Origin of the sequence: Rossellomorea yichunensis (assembly GCF_032337515.1) — a bacterium.
Classification (GTDB): Bacteria; Bacillota; Bacilli; order Bacillales; family Bacillaceae_B; genus Rossellomorea; species Rossellomorea yichunensis.
The window spans coordinates 722,009-737,513 of sequence record NZ_JAVYAD010000001.1 but is presented as its reverse complement, the minus strand read 5'-3'; the positions used below and the strand labels follow the sequence as shown (position 1 = coordinate 737,513).

Genomic DNA, 15,505 nt, shown 5'->3' with positions numbered 1-15,505 from the left:
TGTCAGACTCGTTCACTTTAATACTGTTTCTTTTTGAAAAAAACGCTAATAATCTATTACTAAATAATTATTGAAAGAATGGAAACGGAAGTTATATAAGTTTCCATAATATAATTATTGTAATCAATATCATTCAAGTGTAATACTCTTATTACATTTAGCATTAAAATCATTTTAGGCATACCACTCTTATTATCTCCCTTTTTGTGCCTATACCCACTTATCTCATCTAATACTTTTTTTAAAGATTGATATAATTACAAATTACTACCGTCATCCCCTACCAGTATGATCCAAAATCAACTACACAGCGTCCGTTTATGTATTTATTCATTTATAATCAACCAGCACAATCATAAATAGTAGAATTACATAACATATACTAGATTAGAAAAAAGGAGGTGAGATGATGGGCATCTTTCTAGATGGTAGAACAAGTCAAAATGCCAGTTTGGCTAACACCTTAACTACCCCAATCCTTGTAGGTACCGATTCTTTATTTGGTGTGGTGGGGTTGGACGTAACAAAGGCAACTGTTGGACAGATAAGAGTCGAGTTCAGTGGAACTGTCGCTGTACAGTTACCTTTAATTCCGCTTGCAACTAGTGTCACTATCACTGTAGTAAGGGGGACGCAACAATCAGGTTTAACAACTGTATATTCTGCTGAACAGCAATTGAGTCTGGAGATATTGGGACCACAGCTTATTACATTTTCTGGCGCAAACTTTAACGCGCCTAAGCCGGAAAGTGGACCTTTAGTATATACCGCATATATAAGCGCCTCAGCTATTGGGACTATCAGAGTCGGTCCTGAGAGTTTCAGTGCTATTGCAACATCTGGATGATTATTAAAATTGGACAACCTATGCCTCATCTTTATTGGGTGAGGCATATTTTTGATACAAAATCACCTATTCAGCATCATCTTTTCGGTACCTTGCATGCTGTTGGTAGGGTATTTAAACGAATTATTCCTTTTGACACTGGTGTTTAAAACTAAATAGAAACAGCCGATGGATTCGCAGTATTCCACCGGCTATTTTTACATTATTCGTTTAAACATCTTTTCCATTTCATAAGTTGAATAGTGGATGATAATAGGTCGCCCGTGCGGACAGGTAAATGGGTCACTGGTTCTTCTCAGTTCTTCCAGTAAAGCTTGCATGTCTTCATTGCGCAAATGATGGTTCGCCTTGATCGAACCTTTGCAACTCATCATAATAGCCGCTTCTTCCCGGAGTTTTTTGATATCAACCCGGTTCATTTTCAACACCTGTTCGATCATATCTTCGATGGTTTGCTGTTCTTCCCCTTTTGGGAACCATTGAGGATGAGCCCGGACAATAAAGCTATTGTAGCCGAATTCTTCCAGAAACACACCGACTTCTTCCAGAAGATGGCGGTATTCATTAATTTTAATGTACTCATCTGTAGAAAATTCAAGGGTAAGAGGGACCAGAAGTTCTTGGAGCTCCTTCGCAACCTCCCCTACTTTTTCTTTAAAGAACTCATATTTTATTCGTTCTTGAGCTGCATGTTGATCAATGATATATAGGCCGCGCTCATTTTGGGCAAAGATATAAGTACCGTGCATTTGGCCAACAGGATAAAGCGGAGGAACTCTGTGAGAGTGACCTTTCTCATCGAATGCTTCTTCCTCATTTATATCCTGGAATTCCACTTCTTCCTCAATTGTGTGCGTTAAGTCCGGAACTGCTGGTTCATCTGAAACAGGAATTTTTGCCTCGTGAGATTCGTTTTTTTGTAGTTCTGACTCATAATGCTTTTCCAGCCCTTCTTGAGGAAGCAACCGTTCACGAACCGCACCTGCGAATCCCGCTCTTTCCTCTTTCGCCTGAAAATTAGCCGAATGATCCAGGTTCATAAACGTTTGCTCTGATTTCGGCTGAACAATCTTCGGTGCCACTGATCCTGAAGGAATCAATTCTTTTCCTTTGAACACCTTTTTGATTCCTTCAGTAACTAATCCATTTAATTCACTTTCTTTACTAATGCGGACCTCCATCTTGGAAGGATGTACATTCACATCTACCAGAATGGGATCCATCTCTATGCTAAGAAGGACGATGGGGTGACGACCAATAGGAAGAAGTGTGTGATACCCCTCGCCGATTGCTTTCGCCAAAGCATAGTTTTTTATAAACCTTCCATTGATCATCGTTGAAATATAATTTCTGGAAGCACGTGTAACCTCCGGCAGGGAGATGTAGCCCTTAACCTTGAAGTCAAGTGAGCTCACTTCAATCGGAACCATCTTTTTGGCAATTCCTACCCCATAGATAGCTGCCAGAACCTGCAGGACATCTCCATTACCATTGGTGTGTAATAGTGCCTTACCGTTGTGCAAAAGCTTGATTGAAACGGTAGGATGTGCCAGGGCAATCCGGTTCACCACATCTGTAATGTTTCCCAGCTCAGTATGAATGGTTTTCATATATTTTAATCGTGCAGGTGTATTGAAGAACAAGTGTGAAACTGTGATATCTGTGCCTTTTCTTGACGATGTTTTTTCGAGTGAGTTGATTTCTCCACCTTCAAGTTCGATATACGTACCTGGCCCATCTCCCGTACTCGTTTTCAGCTCAAAATGGGAAACGGAAGCAATACTGGGCAGGGCTTCTCCTCTAAATCCCAATGTCCGGATACGGAATAAATCATTTTCGTCTTTGATTTTACTGGTTGCATGTCGTTTGAAAGCTGTTTTCACATCATCCTCTTCGATACCGTCACCATTATCAATGATGCGTATCGAATGTAAGCCTGCTTCTTCGATATGAATTTCGATTACGGATCCGCCTGCATCTATGCTGTTTTCAAGGAGCTCCTTCACGACAGAAGCCGGTCTTTCTACAACTTCACCGGCGGCAATTTTATTGGAAAGCGAATCATCAAGCTGAAATATTTTCACCACAGTTTCACCTCCATTAATTTTTTATCTTCTTTTGGATCACGTAGAGAGTGTTCATTGCATCCAAGGGAGTCATCTCCAGGATATCGAGTTTTTTAAGCTCCTCTAAGCATTTCTTTTCTTTAGAAGTAAGCTTTTCTTTGATCTCCTTTTTCTCATCAGAAAAAAAGGAGAGCTGGGCAAGTTCTTCTTCACTTGGCTCGTGTTTCTCAACAGCTGATTCCCTCGCAACAGCCACTTCTCTGTAGTGAGAAGTCTCATCCTTACGCTCAAGCTCAAGAAGGATTTCGTTTGCTCTTTCAATCAGGGCTTCAGGTAGTTCTGCAAGTTCGGCAACATGAATTCCATAACTTTTGTCAGCTGCTCCCTCTTTGATTTTATGAAGGAATACGAGCTTCCCGTTTTGTTCCATGGCACTTACATGTACGTTTTTCACCTTTTGTAATTCTTCTTCAAGAACCGTCAGCTCATGATAGTGAGTGGAGAATAAAGTTTTTGCCCCTATATGTTCATGAATGTATTCAATAATCGCTTGGGCCAATGCCATGCCGTCATAAGTGGAGGTACCGCGTCCAATTTCATCAAATAATATTAAACTCTGCTGAGTAGCGTTGATGATCGCATTTTTTGCCTCTAACATCTCCACCATGAAAGTACTTTGACCTGAAATCAGATCATCCGCTGCCCCAATTCGCGTAAATACTTGATCAAAGATTGGCAGGTTTGCTTCACTGGCAGGAACATAACACCCAATTTGAGCAAGAATACTCGTTAAAGCCACTTGTCTCATATAAGTGCTTTTCCCCGACATATTCGGTCCTGTTATAAGAAAGACTTCTTTTTCTTGATCCATATAGCAGTCGTTCGGAACATATTCCTGAGCGCCCATCACCTTTTCCACAACCGGATGACGTCCGTCCCTCAACCTGATTATTCTTTCTTCATTAAAGACAGGGCGGATATAATGACGCTTTTCACTTACCGTTGCAAAGCACTGGAGAACGTCCAATTCACTTACGAGTTTCGCGAGCTTCTGCAGGCGGGGGATGAATTCCTTGACTCTCTCACGAATTCCAAGGAACAGTTCATATTCCAGTTCCACACTTTTTTCATCGGCCTGAAGGATAAGCGCTTCTTTCTCCTTTAACTCAGGGGTGATGAAACGTTCAGCATTCGTTAATGTCTGTTTTCTTTCATAGCGTTCTTCTTCCAGGTGTTGAAGGTTTGCTCTCGTTACTTCGATATAATAGCCAAAGACCCTGTTAAATCCAACTTTAAGAGACCGGATTCCAGTCCTTTCCCTTTCATCACGTTCGAGCTGAGCAATCCAGGTCTTCCCGTTTCTACTTGCATCACGATATTGATCAAGCTCATTATGATACCCATCCCGAATCAGACTTCCCTCTTTAATTGTAAGAGGAGGATTTTCCACTAAAGCCAGGTCAAGAAGATCTGTCAGCTCTTCACATGGATCAAGTTTCCTTACGAGATCATCGGTTGCTTCATTTTCGAGTGATCCCACCAGGTGTTTTAACACGGGTACTTGCTGAAGTGATTTTTTCAGCTGAATCAAATCACGTGCATTCACATTACCGAACGCAACCCGCCCCGCAAGCCTCTCTAGGTCATACACTTCCTTTAATCTTTCTCTAAGGTCCTGCCTCTCAAAGAATCGCTCCAATAGCACCTCAACAACCGTTTGACGTCTTTCAATGTCCTGTTTATGAATAAGTGGTCGATCGATCCATTGCTTGAGTAACCGGGCTCCCATAGCCGTCATCGTTTCATCTAATAGCCAAAGAAGCGAACCTTTCTTTCCTTTTGAGCGGATCGTTTCCGTCAACTCCAGATTTCGCTTCGAATAGTAATCCATTTTCATAAATTGATGCAGCTGATATGTCTCAACAATTTGTAAATGATCAAGGCTTCTCTTCTGTGTACGGAAGAGGTAGTGAAAAAGGAGGGAGGAAGCTTTTATTAGTTTATCTTGTTTTAAAGGGGCAACGAGATGAGCAAAATCTCCTCCACCTTCAGCTCCTTTCTCATATGACAAGGTAACTTCGTTTCGTTCTTTAATCTTTCCTTGTACCGCTTCATTTAGATCGGGGTGAATGACGACTTCCTTCGCACCAATCGTAGATAATTCATTCAACAATGCTTGAAGACCATCTGTGACCAAAGTCACTTTTGTTTCCCCTGTTGTTAAGTCACTATAAGAAAGTCCGTAAGTTTCATCTTTAAAATCTGTTACAGAAGCAATATAGTTGTTCTCTTTGTCATTCAGGCCTTTACCATCCATAACCGTACCGGGTGTAATGAGCTGAACAACTTCTCTCCGCACAACTCCCTTAGCTTGTTTCGGATCTTCGGTTTGTTCACAAATTGCTACTTTAAAGCCTTTATCGATGAGCTGCTCTATGTAATTAGGAGCAGAATGATAAGGAACACCACACATGGGAATACGTTCCTTCCCTCCCCCATCACGACTTGTTAACGTTATTTCAAGTTCCTGTGATGCTGCAATGGCATCGTCAAAAAACATTTCATAAAAATCACCTAAACGAAAAAATAAAAAGGCATCTTGGTATTCTGCCTTTACTTGTAGGTATTGTTTTATCATTGGGGTATATTGTGTCATGGTTTCATTCAAACCTTTCCATGTAAATCTACTAATCTCGACTATTCATTATATCACACGTAAAAGGGTTGGAGCATGTAGTAGATTGAGGAAACCGGTTCTGGTCAACTTACGATCAGTGTGTGCATCTCCTTTTCTCACAAAAAAATCCGCTTCCCAAATGAGGAGCGAATCGATGTCTTGTTTATTCGGTTTGTTTTGCTATGCTTGACTCATCTTCCAAGCAGCTGGTGTTTTTTGCCTTAAATCTATAAAAGTATTTATATGATAAGAAACCAATCAACAGTATAGCCCCTCCAATGAGAAGGTAGGTTTGTATGTTACTCATCAAAGACTGTACATACTTGAGATTTCCATTCTTGCCGACTATTAACATCGTGAGGGTAATTGGAAAGATTCCGATGAACGTTAATCCGCCAAATGTCCATTTATTCACTTTACTAATACCTGCAACATAAGAAATATAGTTACCAATGCCAAGCGGTCTCGTGATGGCAATACTCCACAATCCACATTTCCGAAACCATTTCTGACCTTTAGCCAATTTCTTTGAGCTGGTTTTTTCATTGAGTTTATCTTTTAATTTATATCCTATTCCATATGGGATGTAACTACATACAGTATAAACCAAGCTGCTTGTGAATGCTAAAATGATCAGCTTCGTCCAAGATGGATCTAAAAGGTAACCATATGTCAGTGTCACGAGGGCTCCCGGAAATGGCAAGGATGACGCTTCAATTGCATTTCCAGCGAATAACCCCCACATTCCAAGCTCCTTAATTAAATTTATTACAAAATCAAACATCGGTGTGTTCCCTCCACGATTTATTTTTATACCCTTTTCCCTATTTTGCATATTAAAAACGCACATAGAGAATAAGAATTCATCCACTGGAGGTAAATAATGTATATGATTGATCCTTAATCCATTTCCTCAAGAAATGCATGACCATCAATTTTCCATTGATCTTCAATCGCATCTTTCCGAATGATGAATTGAACGTTATTTTCTTCTTGAGATTGATTCGATCGTATCCATTTCACTCTAACCTTTAGCTTCATCCCAACAAGTGCAGGTAAATCCTCTACAGGAAGTATCGATCTTTTAGTAACATCCATATGTTTCACTCTTTTTAGGGTTTCCTTTAAGGACCCATTACTTCCAGACATCACTTGTGAAAGTAGCTTTTTATCATGCTGATTGACAGCAATCTCCATGACACTGATCAACTCATAGGGATCTAATTTGTATAGAAACCCATCCAGTTTTCCACCTGCTTTTAAAATCATGATCTTATGGGCCAAATCAGGCGTTGGTGTCTTATGGGTTGTACTTCCATAAAAATGCACGCAGAAATGTCCCGGAAAATTGTTTTGGAGAGCGCCTGCTCCGTGCGGCATTCCGTTCATTGAGGCAGATATAAGTTGATCATGTACTAAAACGAGAATTGCACGACGGTCCCAACTCCATTTTCCCCCATAGATGGATTTCATGATTTTCGTGTCTTTTTTTGTAACTGGTTGTACATCCGCATGTTTGCTTCCTGCTCTTCTTTGTACCTTGAAAGAAAGGCCGGTTTCTACATCAATGATCGTAAAATACGATTGCTTAGGAATGATCTCTTTCACTTGATCCCACGGAAGTATTTCTACAGTAAAACTAGGCATTGCCCCCGCAGGTTTAGCACTGCAGGCAAAAAGTAAAGATACAACCATCATGAACCTGAATAAATAAAGCATGTAAAGACCTCTTTTTTTTCCTTAGTTTCTAATCACAACTGCAAATACATAACCATCAATTTTTGGCAATTAGGATTTAACATGAAAGAAGCCTTTTACACCGATACTACATACGAAAGGAAGGGTTCAGATGCTCTGGATTAAACTTAGTTCAATTGGTCTATTACTGTTTCCTGTGATGAATGGTCAAGATCAATTACATATTCAATTTCAAAATCATGCGCCAATTTCTATAGAACGAAATTCATTGAATATACCATTGGTAGATGAACCAATAATGGACGAAAAGCAATATGAGGAATTAGTTTCAGAAGTGCAAAATCAGGTCTATACCCCTCCTCAGAATGCTTATATCAATGAGAATAATCAAATTATTTCAGAAAGAGCCGGTTACAAACTTAATGAACGGAGATTTCGTGAGCTGGTTCATTCCTTCTTCTTTTCTAGAGGGTCAATCAATACGGAAGCACCCCTTATGACATTACATCCCAAAGTCGACAGTGAGATCCTTGCGCACATCCGAACACAGCTTATTGGAAGATACGTCACATATTTCAATAAGCATAATGAGGAACGGACTCAAAATATCGTTCTAGCGACAGAGAGAATCAATAATACGGTTGTGTTCCCTGGAGAAGTATTCTCCTTTAACGGTGTGGTTGGAAAAAGAACGAAAGAAAAGGGATATAAAAAAGCCCCCGTGATTATAAAAGGGGAACTCTCAGAAGATATAGGGGGTGGGATTTGTCAGGTATCATCCACTTTATTTAATGCGGTTGACCAGGCTGGTGTAAAAATATTAGAACGGTATCATCATTCAAAGAGGGTTCCTTACGTGCCTCTGGGCAGAGATGCTACAGTTAGCTGGTATGGACCCGACTTCACTTTTAGAAACGCATATAACCAGCCACTGCTCATCCGTGCAAAAGTAATTGGCGGGCAAGTTATCACTTCGATTTATTCTTCCGATCTTATCAATGTGGAAAAAAGAAAGGTACCTAGCGCTTCACAAAATTCATCTATGGAGAAAGATGTGGATAAATTCATTCAAGAATAGTGTTTTGAAAATAAAAATGCACCTCCTAATTCATGAGGTGCATTCATTATTAATGGTATTCTAAAAATTCAATTCGATTTCCAAATGGATCTGAGACGAAAAAGCGATTTCTACCGTTAATCGGTGTATCTTCTTTTATCCTGATTCCTTTCTCCATTAGGTTACTTCTAAGTGCTTCTAAATCTGTAACAAGTAATCCTGGATGTGCTTTTGTTGCTGGCACAAAATCATTTTGTACCCCCACATGAATTTCTTGGGGTCCATATTGAAACCAACAACCGCCTCTCCCTTGAAGATTTTCAGGTTTCGGTATTTCCTTCAGACCAAGAATTTCACCAAAGAACTTTCTAGCTTCCTCTTCGCTGTCTTTTGGAGCAGCAAACTGAATATGATCAATCCCTTTGAAAATGATGCTCATCCCCTCCCCCTATGTTCTTACTCATCTATTTTACCATAAAATTCAATTTAATAAGAAAAGGGAAAACACCTGCACAAACAGGTGTTTTCCCAGTCATTATTATTAAAGTTGCTTGATCCCATCCATCACGGTGGATAATAACAGATCCAGATCTTCCTCTTCTATGTTCAATGGTGGTGATAAAGTAAGCACATTGTTATAACCAGCGACTGTAGCCCCATTTTTCCCAATGATTACACCTTTTTGTTTACAGTATCCAATCACCTCATTGACCTTCGAGACGTCTAAAGGTTCTTTTGTTTCCCTATCACTTACCATTTCAATTCCAATTAATAGACCCTTTCCTCGAACATCTCCAACATATTGATGATCTTGCAAATGATTTTTCAACATGTTCAATGCCTTTTCACCAAGATCAGCGGAGCGTTCAAAAAGCTTCTCACTCTCCATGATTTCAATGTTTTTCAAAGCAAGGGCACATGCTGCAGGGTTTCCACCGAATGTATTGATATGGCGGAAGTAATCATATTCCTCAGTTCCTTTAAACTCTTCATATATCTCACGCTTCACGGCTGTTGCAGATAACGGAAGATACGCACTTGTAATCCCTTTTGCCATTGTGATGATATCCGGCTTTACATCATAATTCATGAAACCAAATGGCTTGCCTGTACGTCCAAAGCCACAAATCACTTCATCGACAATCATGAGTGCTCCATGCTTCTCACAAACTTCTTTCGCCGCTTTCATATATTCATCTTGTGGAACGAGTACCCCACCTCCTGTGATGATTGGTTCCATGATCAACGCAGCCGCTGTTTCACTTAATTCCCAGGTCATCGCTTGATCAATTGCCTTTACTCCAGGAAGTTCATGTGGGCTTTGCCCCGATGTTTCATCGCGATAGCTATCGGGTGGAGCGATATGGATAAATCCGGGAGCTAACGGCTCATACTTATATTTCCGCTGAGCCTGACCTGTTGCGGCCAGGGCCCCCATGGAATTCCCGTGATACCCTCTATATCTGGAAAAAATTTTATACCGTCCGTGTTCCCCTTTTTGCTGGTGATACTGTCTGGCAATCTTAAAGGCGGTTTCGTTGGCTTCTGAGCCACTGTTGGAAAAGAAAATGACATAGTCATCCCCAAGTAAATGATTTAATTTCTCAGCAAGCTCAATAGCCGGCTGATGACTTTGTGTTAGTGGAAAGTACGCCATTTTTTTTAGCTGAAGATAAGCTGCCTCTGCTAATTCCTGTCGACCATATCCTACGTTTACACACCAAAGCCCTGCCATGCCATCCAGAAATTTTTGACCATCCTTATCTGTAATCCAGGACCCGGCAGACTCTGTAACGACCATTGTTCCATCGGGATTGTATGGTTTCATGGAATGCCAAATGAGCTTTTCATCATTCCTTAACCATACATCTTGAGATTGACCTGCTTTCACCATGAAAGTTCCCCCTAACTCAGATTAAAAATCAAATCGAGAAGTGATCATTTTCTTCCTAGTATAGAAATTTACTCCGTCTTTACCGTTTACATGCATATCCCCATAGAAAGAATCCTTCCACCCTGAAAATGGGAAGAACGCCATTGTCGCAGGAACACCAACGTTGATACCCAGCATTCCAGCGTCTGCTTCTTCTCTGAACTGTCGGACAGCCTTTGCATCTTTCGTGTAAATCGTAGCACCATTTCCATATCGTGATTGACGAATATAATCAAGTCCTTCATCCAAATCCTTGGCTCTCAGTAAACTGAGGATAGGGGCAAACATTTCTTCTTTTGCAATGGTCATATCCGGTGAAACATGGTCAAAGATCGTTGCACCCAAAAAGTTTCCTTCCTTGAAGTCATCCATTTCTTTACGCCCATCTCGTATTAGGGATGCGCCTTCCTGCAGACCTTTGTCAATATAACCAAGTGTCTTCTCCCGATGTTCTTTTCGAATGACGGGAGTGAGAAGCACTTCTTCGTCCATTCCGTTACCAATACATAACTCATCTGCTTTTTTACTTAAAGCTTTAACAAACGGTTCATTATCCCCTACAACCACTACGGCACTGCACGCCATACATCTCTGGCCGGCACTGCCAAACGCTGAACTGATAATATGCTCAGCCGCTTTATTCATATCTGCATCAGGCATGACAACATGATGATTCTTCGCCCCGGATAATGCCTGCACCCTTTTCCCATGAGAGGCAGCCTGTTGATACACATATTTAGCCACCGGCTGAGACCCGACGAAGGATATGGCTGCTACTTCTTTATGCTCGATCAACCCATTTACGACATCATGTGCACCATGTACGACATTTAATACACCATCAGGCATTCCTGCATCTGTTAATAACTCTGCAAGCCTATTGGCTAAAATCGGGGTTCTTTCAGATGGCTTCAACACGAAGGTATTTCCACACGCAATTGCAAGCGGGAACATCCACAGGGGTACCATCATTGGAAAGTTAAATGGCGTGATCCCCCCCACTACCCCAAGTGGATAACGGAACATCTCTGAATCTATATCCTCTGCAATACCACTCAACGTTTCACCCATCATTAAAGTCGGTGCACCACAAGCGAATTCCACACACTCAAGTCCCCGCTGCACTTCACCATACGCCTCTTTAAATGATTTACCATTTTCCTGTACAACCAGTTTGGCCAATTCCTCATGATTGTCTGAAAGTAAAGAATGGTATTTATATAAAATACGTGCACGTTTTGGAACCGGCGTCTTCTTCCAGGTTTGTGAGGCTTGCTTGGCAGCCTTCACAGCCATAGCGACGTCTTCTTTAGTAGAAACCGGGACTCTTGCAATCTCTTCATTTGTAGCAGGATTCACTACTTGTAAGGTCTGCGAGCTAAGTGAATCAACCCATACACCTCCAATGTAATTCTTTAATACAGCTACGTCTTTTTTTATTATCGTCATATTTAGTTCCTCCTTATTTTTTCATTGGATTTTTCTGTGTGGTGCAGAACCTATCGTATCGTTTATAGTTTTATTATGAAATAAATTGTAAGTGGATGCATTAGACATTGTGTAAAAGAACCTGACCTCTCAATTTGACATTTTACAATTAATTAATCTTCGACTTTTTCAAAGAGCTGAGTGGTTGCAAATAGTCATGGGCAGCAAGGAGAAACTCGATGGCCACACGTTTATCAGAGGTCATGAAATCATCTCCAAGTAAATCTTCAATTTTTTTGAGGCGATGGTAGAGTGTTTGTCTTACAATGAATAGTTGTTTTGATGTTTCCTGTTTTGATCCCTGACATGCAAGGAAAACCTTCAACGTCTTCAATAGACTGCCATCATGTTTACGATCATAATCCAGGAGCGGAGTGAGGTACTCTTCGATCATTTCCCACAGATTAACATTGTTGTTAACGATTGAAATCAGCCTGTATAAATGCAAGTCATCAAAGAAAAAATACGCTTTTGAAGCATCCACCTTTGACTGAAACATGAGACTATCTTTAGCTGTTTCATAGCTCTTGTGAATTTCCATCGTCTCCATTTGGTACTTGCCCGTTGCAAATACTGTTTGTGAAGAATCTTTAAAGAAATCAGACTGAAGAATCTTTTCGTAGGCACTGGTGACTCTCGCTTTCCAATCTCCTGTCCTCCTGGTGTCCAGAAGAATGAAAATGAGATCATTTCCTACTCTTTCGGGTAACACACGAAAACCCTGTTGTTCAAAAATGCTTCTGGTGACAAGGTTAAAAAAGGTAAAATCAATCGGCTCTTGTTCATTCAGCCTATTCGTCTGGCAAATACAGACGACTCCACCATTGACCTGTACATTTAAGTCACCTAAAAATGCGGAGAGTCTCTCATAGGACTGTTCTCCTTTTAGCCAACAGGTAATCCATTTAGAGTCTTCTAAACGTTTTTGCTCGTTGAAATACAATTCTCTCATTAAATACTGGGCTAACGCCGTTGAAGTTCTGTCCAATATAAGAAGCTCATATTCACTAAAAGGATGATCGCTTCTGTATATACATAACTCTGCGTATTCCTGGTCAAATAGAATAACTTTAGTGGAGGCAAAATGATGATTACGGGAATCTTTATGACTGTGATAACATTCTCGTATCCTCTCTTCATCAGGTGAGCTCATGAGAGGATAGATTTCCACCTCTTGTTCTTTTAGCTGAAATAGTACAGGAACAGTAAGCTCCTTATGTAAAACCTGAAGGATTTCTCTGAAGTGATTAACGCCGAGCAGCCTTCTGTTTAACTCCTGTGCATATGAATCCAGTTTTTTTATCATGTCGTATTGCTGATTGATAAGGACGGAATGAATATCCTGAGTTATACTAACGAACGGAACTTCCCTTTGAAACACGATAATAGGAAAATCAAATACATCTGCACACTTTAATACAGAAATTGGAATCGTAGAAATATTTGTATCAAGTTCAATGCAAATGGCTGCTGCTTCACTCTCAATTAACTGATGAAGGAGTGAAAGAAAGGTCTCTTCCTCTTGTAAAGCTATTCCTGTAGAAAGTATCAGTTCATTTCCGTTAAGAAGATTTTTTATCGATGTTACTTCGACTACATGGACCCACTTCACTTGACGGCTGAGACCATTGTGCCCAGCAATCACTTTAGCATGTTCAAAGTATTTTCTTACTAGAATATCTTCTACTGAGAAATAGTAATTACTTTTCATTTTTCTCTCCTCTTGTTCTGCCTTAGGAAAATGGAGAAAAGGATTGGCGGAACCAATCCTTCATTTTTCTTCTATTCTTCTATATAGGGGATTGCAAACTGGATCTCTTCACTCCACCATTTCCTTATTTCTTCATCTGATAACTGTTGTGAAGATAAAACGGCTAACACCCAATCGATTAGCTCGTCAGACGTTTGCATATTTCCAGGAAAGAGTGTCAGTTCCTTTCCTTCACGCGGTCCCATAACGTCACTCATCCAAGTTTCCCCCTTCAACTGTTAGTTTTGAAGTAATAGATTTGAGAAATATTTTCGTGCATTTGCCGTCTTCACATGAAGAGTGGCACTTCTTTTATTTTCAGTATGCTTAAACAGAACAAATGCTCCACTTAGGTTCTCTGTTATTTTCTCAATTTTAAAACCTTTCTGAATGAGAAAATCAATTTTATCCCGTTCACTTAAAAACTCTTGATAATCAGACATGACGACACCCTTTCTATCGTATCTTCAGATAATAACTACCTTAACTACCTTGCTTTCATGATTCTAAGAAAAACTTGTGCCTGTTGGGGATTCGTCTGATACAATGACTTCTTCTTCGACTTGAATTTCCCAATCGCGGCCGACAGACAAGCCAAGATATTTCTCATCACTCGGATCAATTAGTTCTGCCTGCTCATATTTCTTAAACCACCAGAATTTAGCTAATACATAATAGCAAAGAGCTCCACCCCCGAAGCCGACTAAAAAAGTGAAGTTTGGAACGTAATAGGAGGCAACTCCTCCAATAATCCATGAAATGAACCCTGCAAGATTCACTCCATTCATATACTTGAATTGTCCTTTGTCTTCATATAATGCAGGTACATTGACTCTTCGCTTCCTGATAAAATAATAATCTGAAATCAAAATCCCTACGATGGCTGACAGTATGCCTCCTACGAATAGTAGAACTGGAATGATTACACCAAAAAGGTTCCATGGTTGTACGATCGTACCCACAATACCAGCAGTAATGACCCCTGCCCAGAACGGGAATTTTGGTCCACCGACATTAGAGAATATTGTTGCAGCCGGAACGATATTCGCAGCTATATTCGTTGACCATTGAGCCAGGACGATCATCAGAAGGAGGACCCCTAAAACGAATCCGCTCGCTGCTTCTTGAAGGGCTACGACGGGATCATAATTTAAAACGGCAATATACGAAATCCCACCAATTAACACCATAAATGATTGAGTAATAGGGAGGGCTACAAGGTTACCAATGATCGAGCTTTTGTTTCTCTTAAACCAATTCCGCTCATTTTTTGGAGCTTTCATGAATCTGGAAATGGACGGAATATCAGCAGATAGTGTGGCCCAAAATCCCATATTACTAAAGACGACTACCAGAAAAGCCGTAAAAGTAGCAGCACCTGTTACCGGACTTTCAACCCAGCTCCAAATGTCTCTTCCTTGAGAAGCGGCAGATTCAGATAAGGATGAATACATCCATACAGAAATAAGAATGATGACAGGTGCGGCAAGGTCGGCAAATCTTTCCACAGCTTTAATCCCAAGAGCTGTATTCACTAATTGAAGGACCGCAAAAATCACGAAACAAACAAACCAATTATCAAAACCAAATAAAATATTTAAAATACCATTCATCGCTGTTGCACCAAAGTAAGTGTTTATTCCAAACCACATTGATGCTGCCAGACCACGCACTACAGAAGGAATATGGGTTCCAAGCGTTCCAAAAGGGGCTCTCATATAGACTGGGAATGATACCCCATGCTCAATCCCGATATCCCCGGTCAATGTAATAAATAGACCAATCGCAAGTGACCCAATGATGGTGGCAAGTACAACAAGAGGTAGGGGTAGGGATACGACTCCGGCTCCGCCAATGGCGAAGGTTGCAAGAACGACAACCATTCCAACCCACATAAATGAATAGCCAAGCTTGGTGATTTTTCTTTCGCTCTCTTTAATCGGTAATAAATCAGGAGACTTTAAATAACTTTTCTTCATCTTGAACACC

At 40.5% G+C, this 15,505-nt stretch carries 13 protein-coding genes; 2 read left to right on the top strand and 11 right to left on the bottom strand.

The window, feature by feature from the left end; all coding sequences use genetic code 11:
- The first annotated feature begins 409 nt into the window (after positions 1-409).
- Complete coding sequence (locus tag RSX31_RS03635) at positions 410-847, top strand: hypothetical protein (protein ID WP_148969336.1); 438 nt, start codon at positions 410-412, stop codon at positions 845-847.
- 197 nt (positions 848-1,044) lie between these two features.
- Here RSX31_RS03635 and mutL read toward each other — a convergent pair whose 3' ends face one another.
- From mutL to RSX31_RS03615, 4 genes are all read right to left on the bottom strand, one after another.
- Positions 1,045-2,934, bottom strand: a complete 1,890-nt coding sequence (mutL, locus tag RSX31_RS03630) for a DNA mismatch repair endonuclease MutL (protein ID WP_315633340.1) — start codon at positions 2,932-2,934, stop codon at positions 1,045-1,047.
- Between the two features lie 13 nt (positions 2,935-2,947).
- Positions 2,948-5,569 carry a DNA mismatch repair protein MutS gene (gene mutS, locus RSX31_RS03625; RefSeq protein ID WP_315633338.1) on the bottom strand — a complete coding sequence of 874 codons (2,622 nt, stop codon included), beginning with the start codon at positions 5,567-5,569 and terminating at the stop codon, positions 2,948-2,950.
- Between the two features lie 184 nt (positions 5,570-5,753).
- Complete coding sequence (locus RSX31_RS03620; RefSeq protein ID WP_315633336.1) at positions 5,754-6,374, bottom strand: DedA family protein; 621 nt, start codon at positions 6,372-6,374, stop codon at positions 5,754-5,756.
- 116 nt (positions 6,375-6,490) lie between these two features.
- Positions 6,491-7,309, bottom strand: coding sequence for a hypothetical protein (locus RSX31_RS03615; RefSeq protein ID WP_282137940.1), 819 nt, complete (start codon positions 7,307-7,309; stop codon positions 6,491-6,493).
- A gap of 130 nt (positions 7,310-7,439) precedes the next feature.
- Here RSX31_RS03615 and RSX31_RS03610 point away from each other — a divergent pair, with 130 nt between their 5' ends.
- Entirely contained in the window at positions 7,440-8,366 is a 927-nt protein-coding gene (locus RSX31_RS03610) for a VanW family protein (protein WP_315633335.1), read from the top strand.
- A gap of 49 nt (positions 8,367-8,415) precedes the next feature.
- Here the strand turns inward: RSX31_RS03610 and RSX31_RS03605 are convergent, their stop codons facing one another.
- From RSX31_RS03605 to RSX31_RS03575, 7 genes are all read right to left on the bottom strand, one after another.
- A complete protein-coding gene (locus RSX31_RS03605) occupies positions 8,416-8,784 on the bottom strand; it encodes a VOC family protein (protein WP_282137942.1) in 369 nt (122 codons plus the stop codon).
- 102 nt (positions 8,785-8,886) lie between these two features.
- Positions 8,887-10,239, bottom strand: a complete 1,353-nt coding sequence (locus RSX31_RS03600; protein WP_282137943.1) for an aspartate aminotransferase family protein — start codon at positions 10,237-10,239, stop codon at positions 8,887-8,889.
- A gap of 21 nt (positions 10,240-10,260) precedes the next feature.
- Positions 10,261-11,727, bottom strand: a complete 1,467-nt coding sequence (locus tag RSX31_RS03595) for a CoA-acylating methylmalonate-semialdehyde dehydrogenase (protein ID WP_282137944.1) — start codon at positions 11,725-11,727, stop codon at positions 10,261-10,263.
- A 148-nt stretch (positions 11,728-11,875) separates the two neighbouring features.
- Positions 11,876-13,477, bottom strand: a complete 1,602-nt coding sequence (locus tag RSX31_RS03590) for a PucR family transcriptional regulator (protein WP_282137945.1) — start codon at positions 13,475-13,477, stop codon at positions 11,876-11,878.
- A 71-nt stretch (positions 13,478-13,548) separates the two neighbouring features.
- Entirely contained in the window at positions 13,549-13,734 is a 186-nt protein-coding gene (locus RSX31_RS03585) for a hypothetical protein (protein ID WP_282137946.1), read from the bottom strand.
- A gap of 21 nt (positions 13,735-13,755) precedes the next feature.
- Positions 13,756-13,959, bottom strand: coding sequence for a hypothetical protein (locus tag RSX31_RS03580; protein WP_113968125.1), 204 nt, complete (start codon positions 13,957-13,959; stop codon positions 13,756-13,758).
- Between the two features lie 63 nt (positions 13,960-14,022).
- Complete coding sequence (locus RSX31_RS03575) at positions 14,023-15,495, bottom strand: NCS1 family transporter (RefSeq protein WP_315633330.1); 1,473 nt, start codon at positions 15,493-15,495, stop codon at positions 14,023-14,025.
- Positions 15,496-15,505 lie beyond the last annotated feature (10 nt).

Coding starts and splice junctions, on each gene's coding strand:
- RSX31_RS03615 (WP_282137940.1), bottom strand. CDS start 7,309: ATGCTTTATTTATTCAGGTTCATGATGGTTGTATCTTTACTTTTTGCC.
- RSX31_RS03580 (WP_113968125.1), bottom strand. CDS start 13,959: ATGTCTGATTATCAAGAGTTTTTAAGTGAACGGGATAAAATTGATTTT.
- RSX31_RS03585 (WP_282137946.1), bottom strand. CDS start 13,734: ATGAGTGACGTTATGGGACCGCGTGAAGGAAAGGAACTGACACTCTTT.
- RSX31_RS03590 (WP_282137945.1), bottom strand. CDS start 13,477: ATGAAAAGTAATTACTATTTCTCAGTAGAAGATATTCTAGTAAGAAAA.
- RSX31_RS03595 (WP_282137944.1), bottom strand. CDS start 11,727: ATGACGATAATAAAAAAAGACGTAGCTGTATTAAAGAATTACATTGGA.
- mutS (WP_315633338.1), bottom strand. CDS start 5,569: ATGACACAATATACCCCAATGATAAAACAATACCTACAAGTAAAGGCA.
- RSX31_RS03620 (WP_315633336.1), bottom strand. CDS start 6,374: ATGTTTGATTTTGTAATAAATTTAATTAAGGAGCTTGGAATGTGGGGG.
- RSX31_RS03575 (WP_315633330.1), bottom strand. CDS start 15,495: ATGAAGAAAAGTTATTTAAAGTCTCCTGATTTATTACCGATTAAAGAG.
- RSX31_RS03610 (WP_315633335.1), top strand. CDS start 7,440: ATGCTCTGGATTAAACTTAGTTCAATTGGTCTATTACTGTTTCCTGTG.
- RSX31_RS03605 (WP_282137942.1), bottom strand. CDS start 8,784: ATGAGCATCATTTTCAAAGGGATTGATCATATTCAGTTTGCTGCTCCA.
- RSX31_RS03600 (WP_282137943.1), bottom strand. CDS start 10,239: ATGGTGAAAGCAGGTCAATCTCAAGATGTATGGTTAAGGAATGATGAA.
- RSX31_RS03635 (WP_148969336.1), top strand. CDS start 410: ATGGGCATCTTTCTAGATGGTAGAACAAGTCAAAATGCCAGTTTGGCT.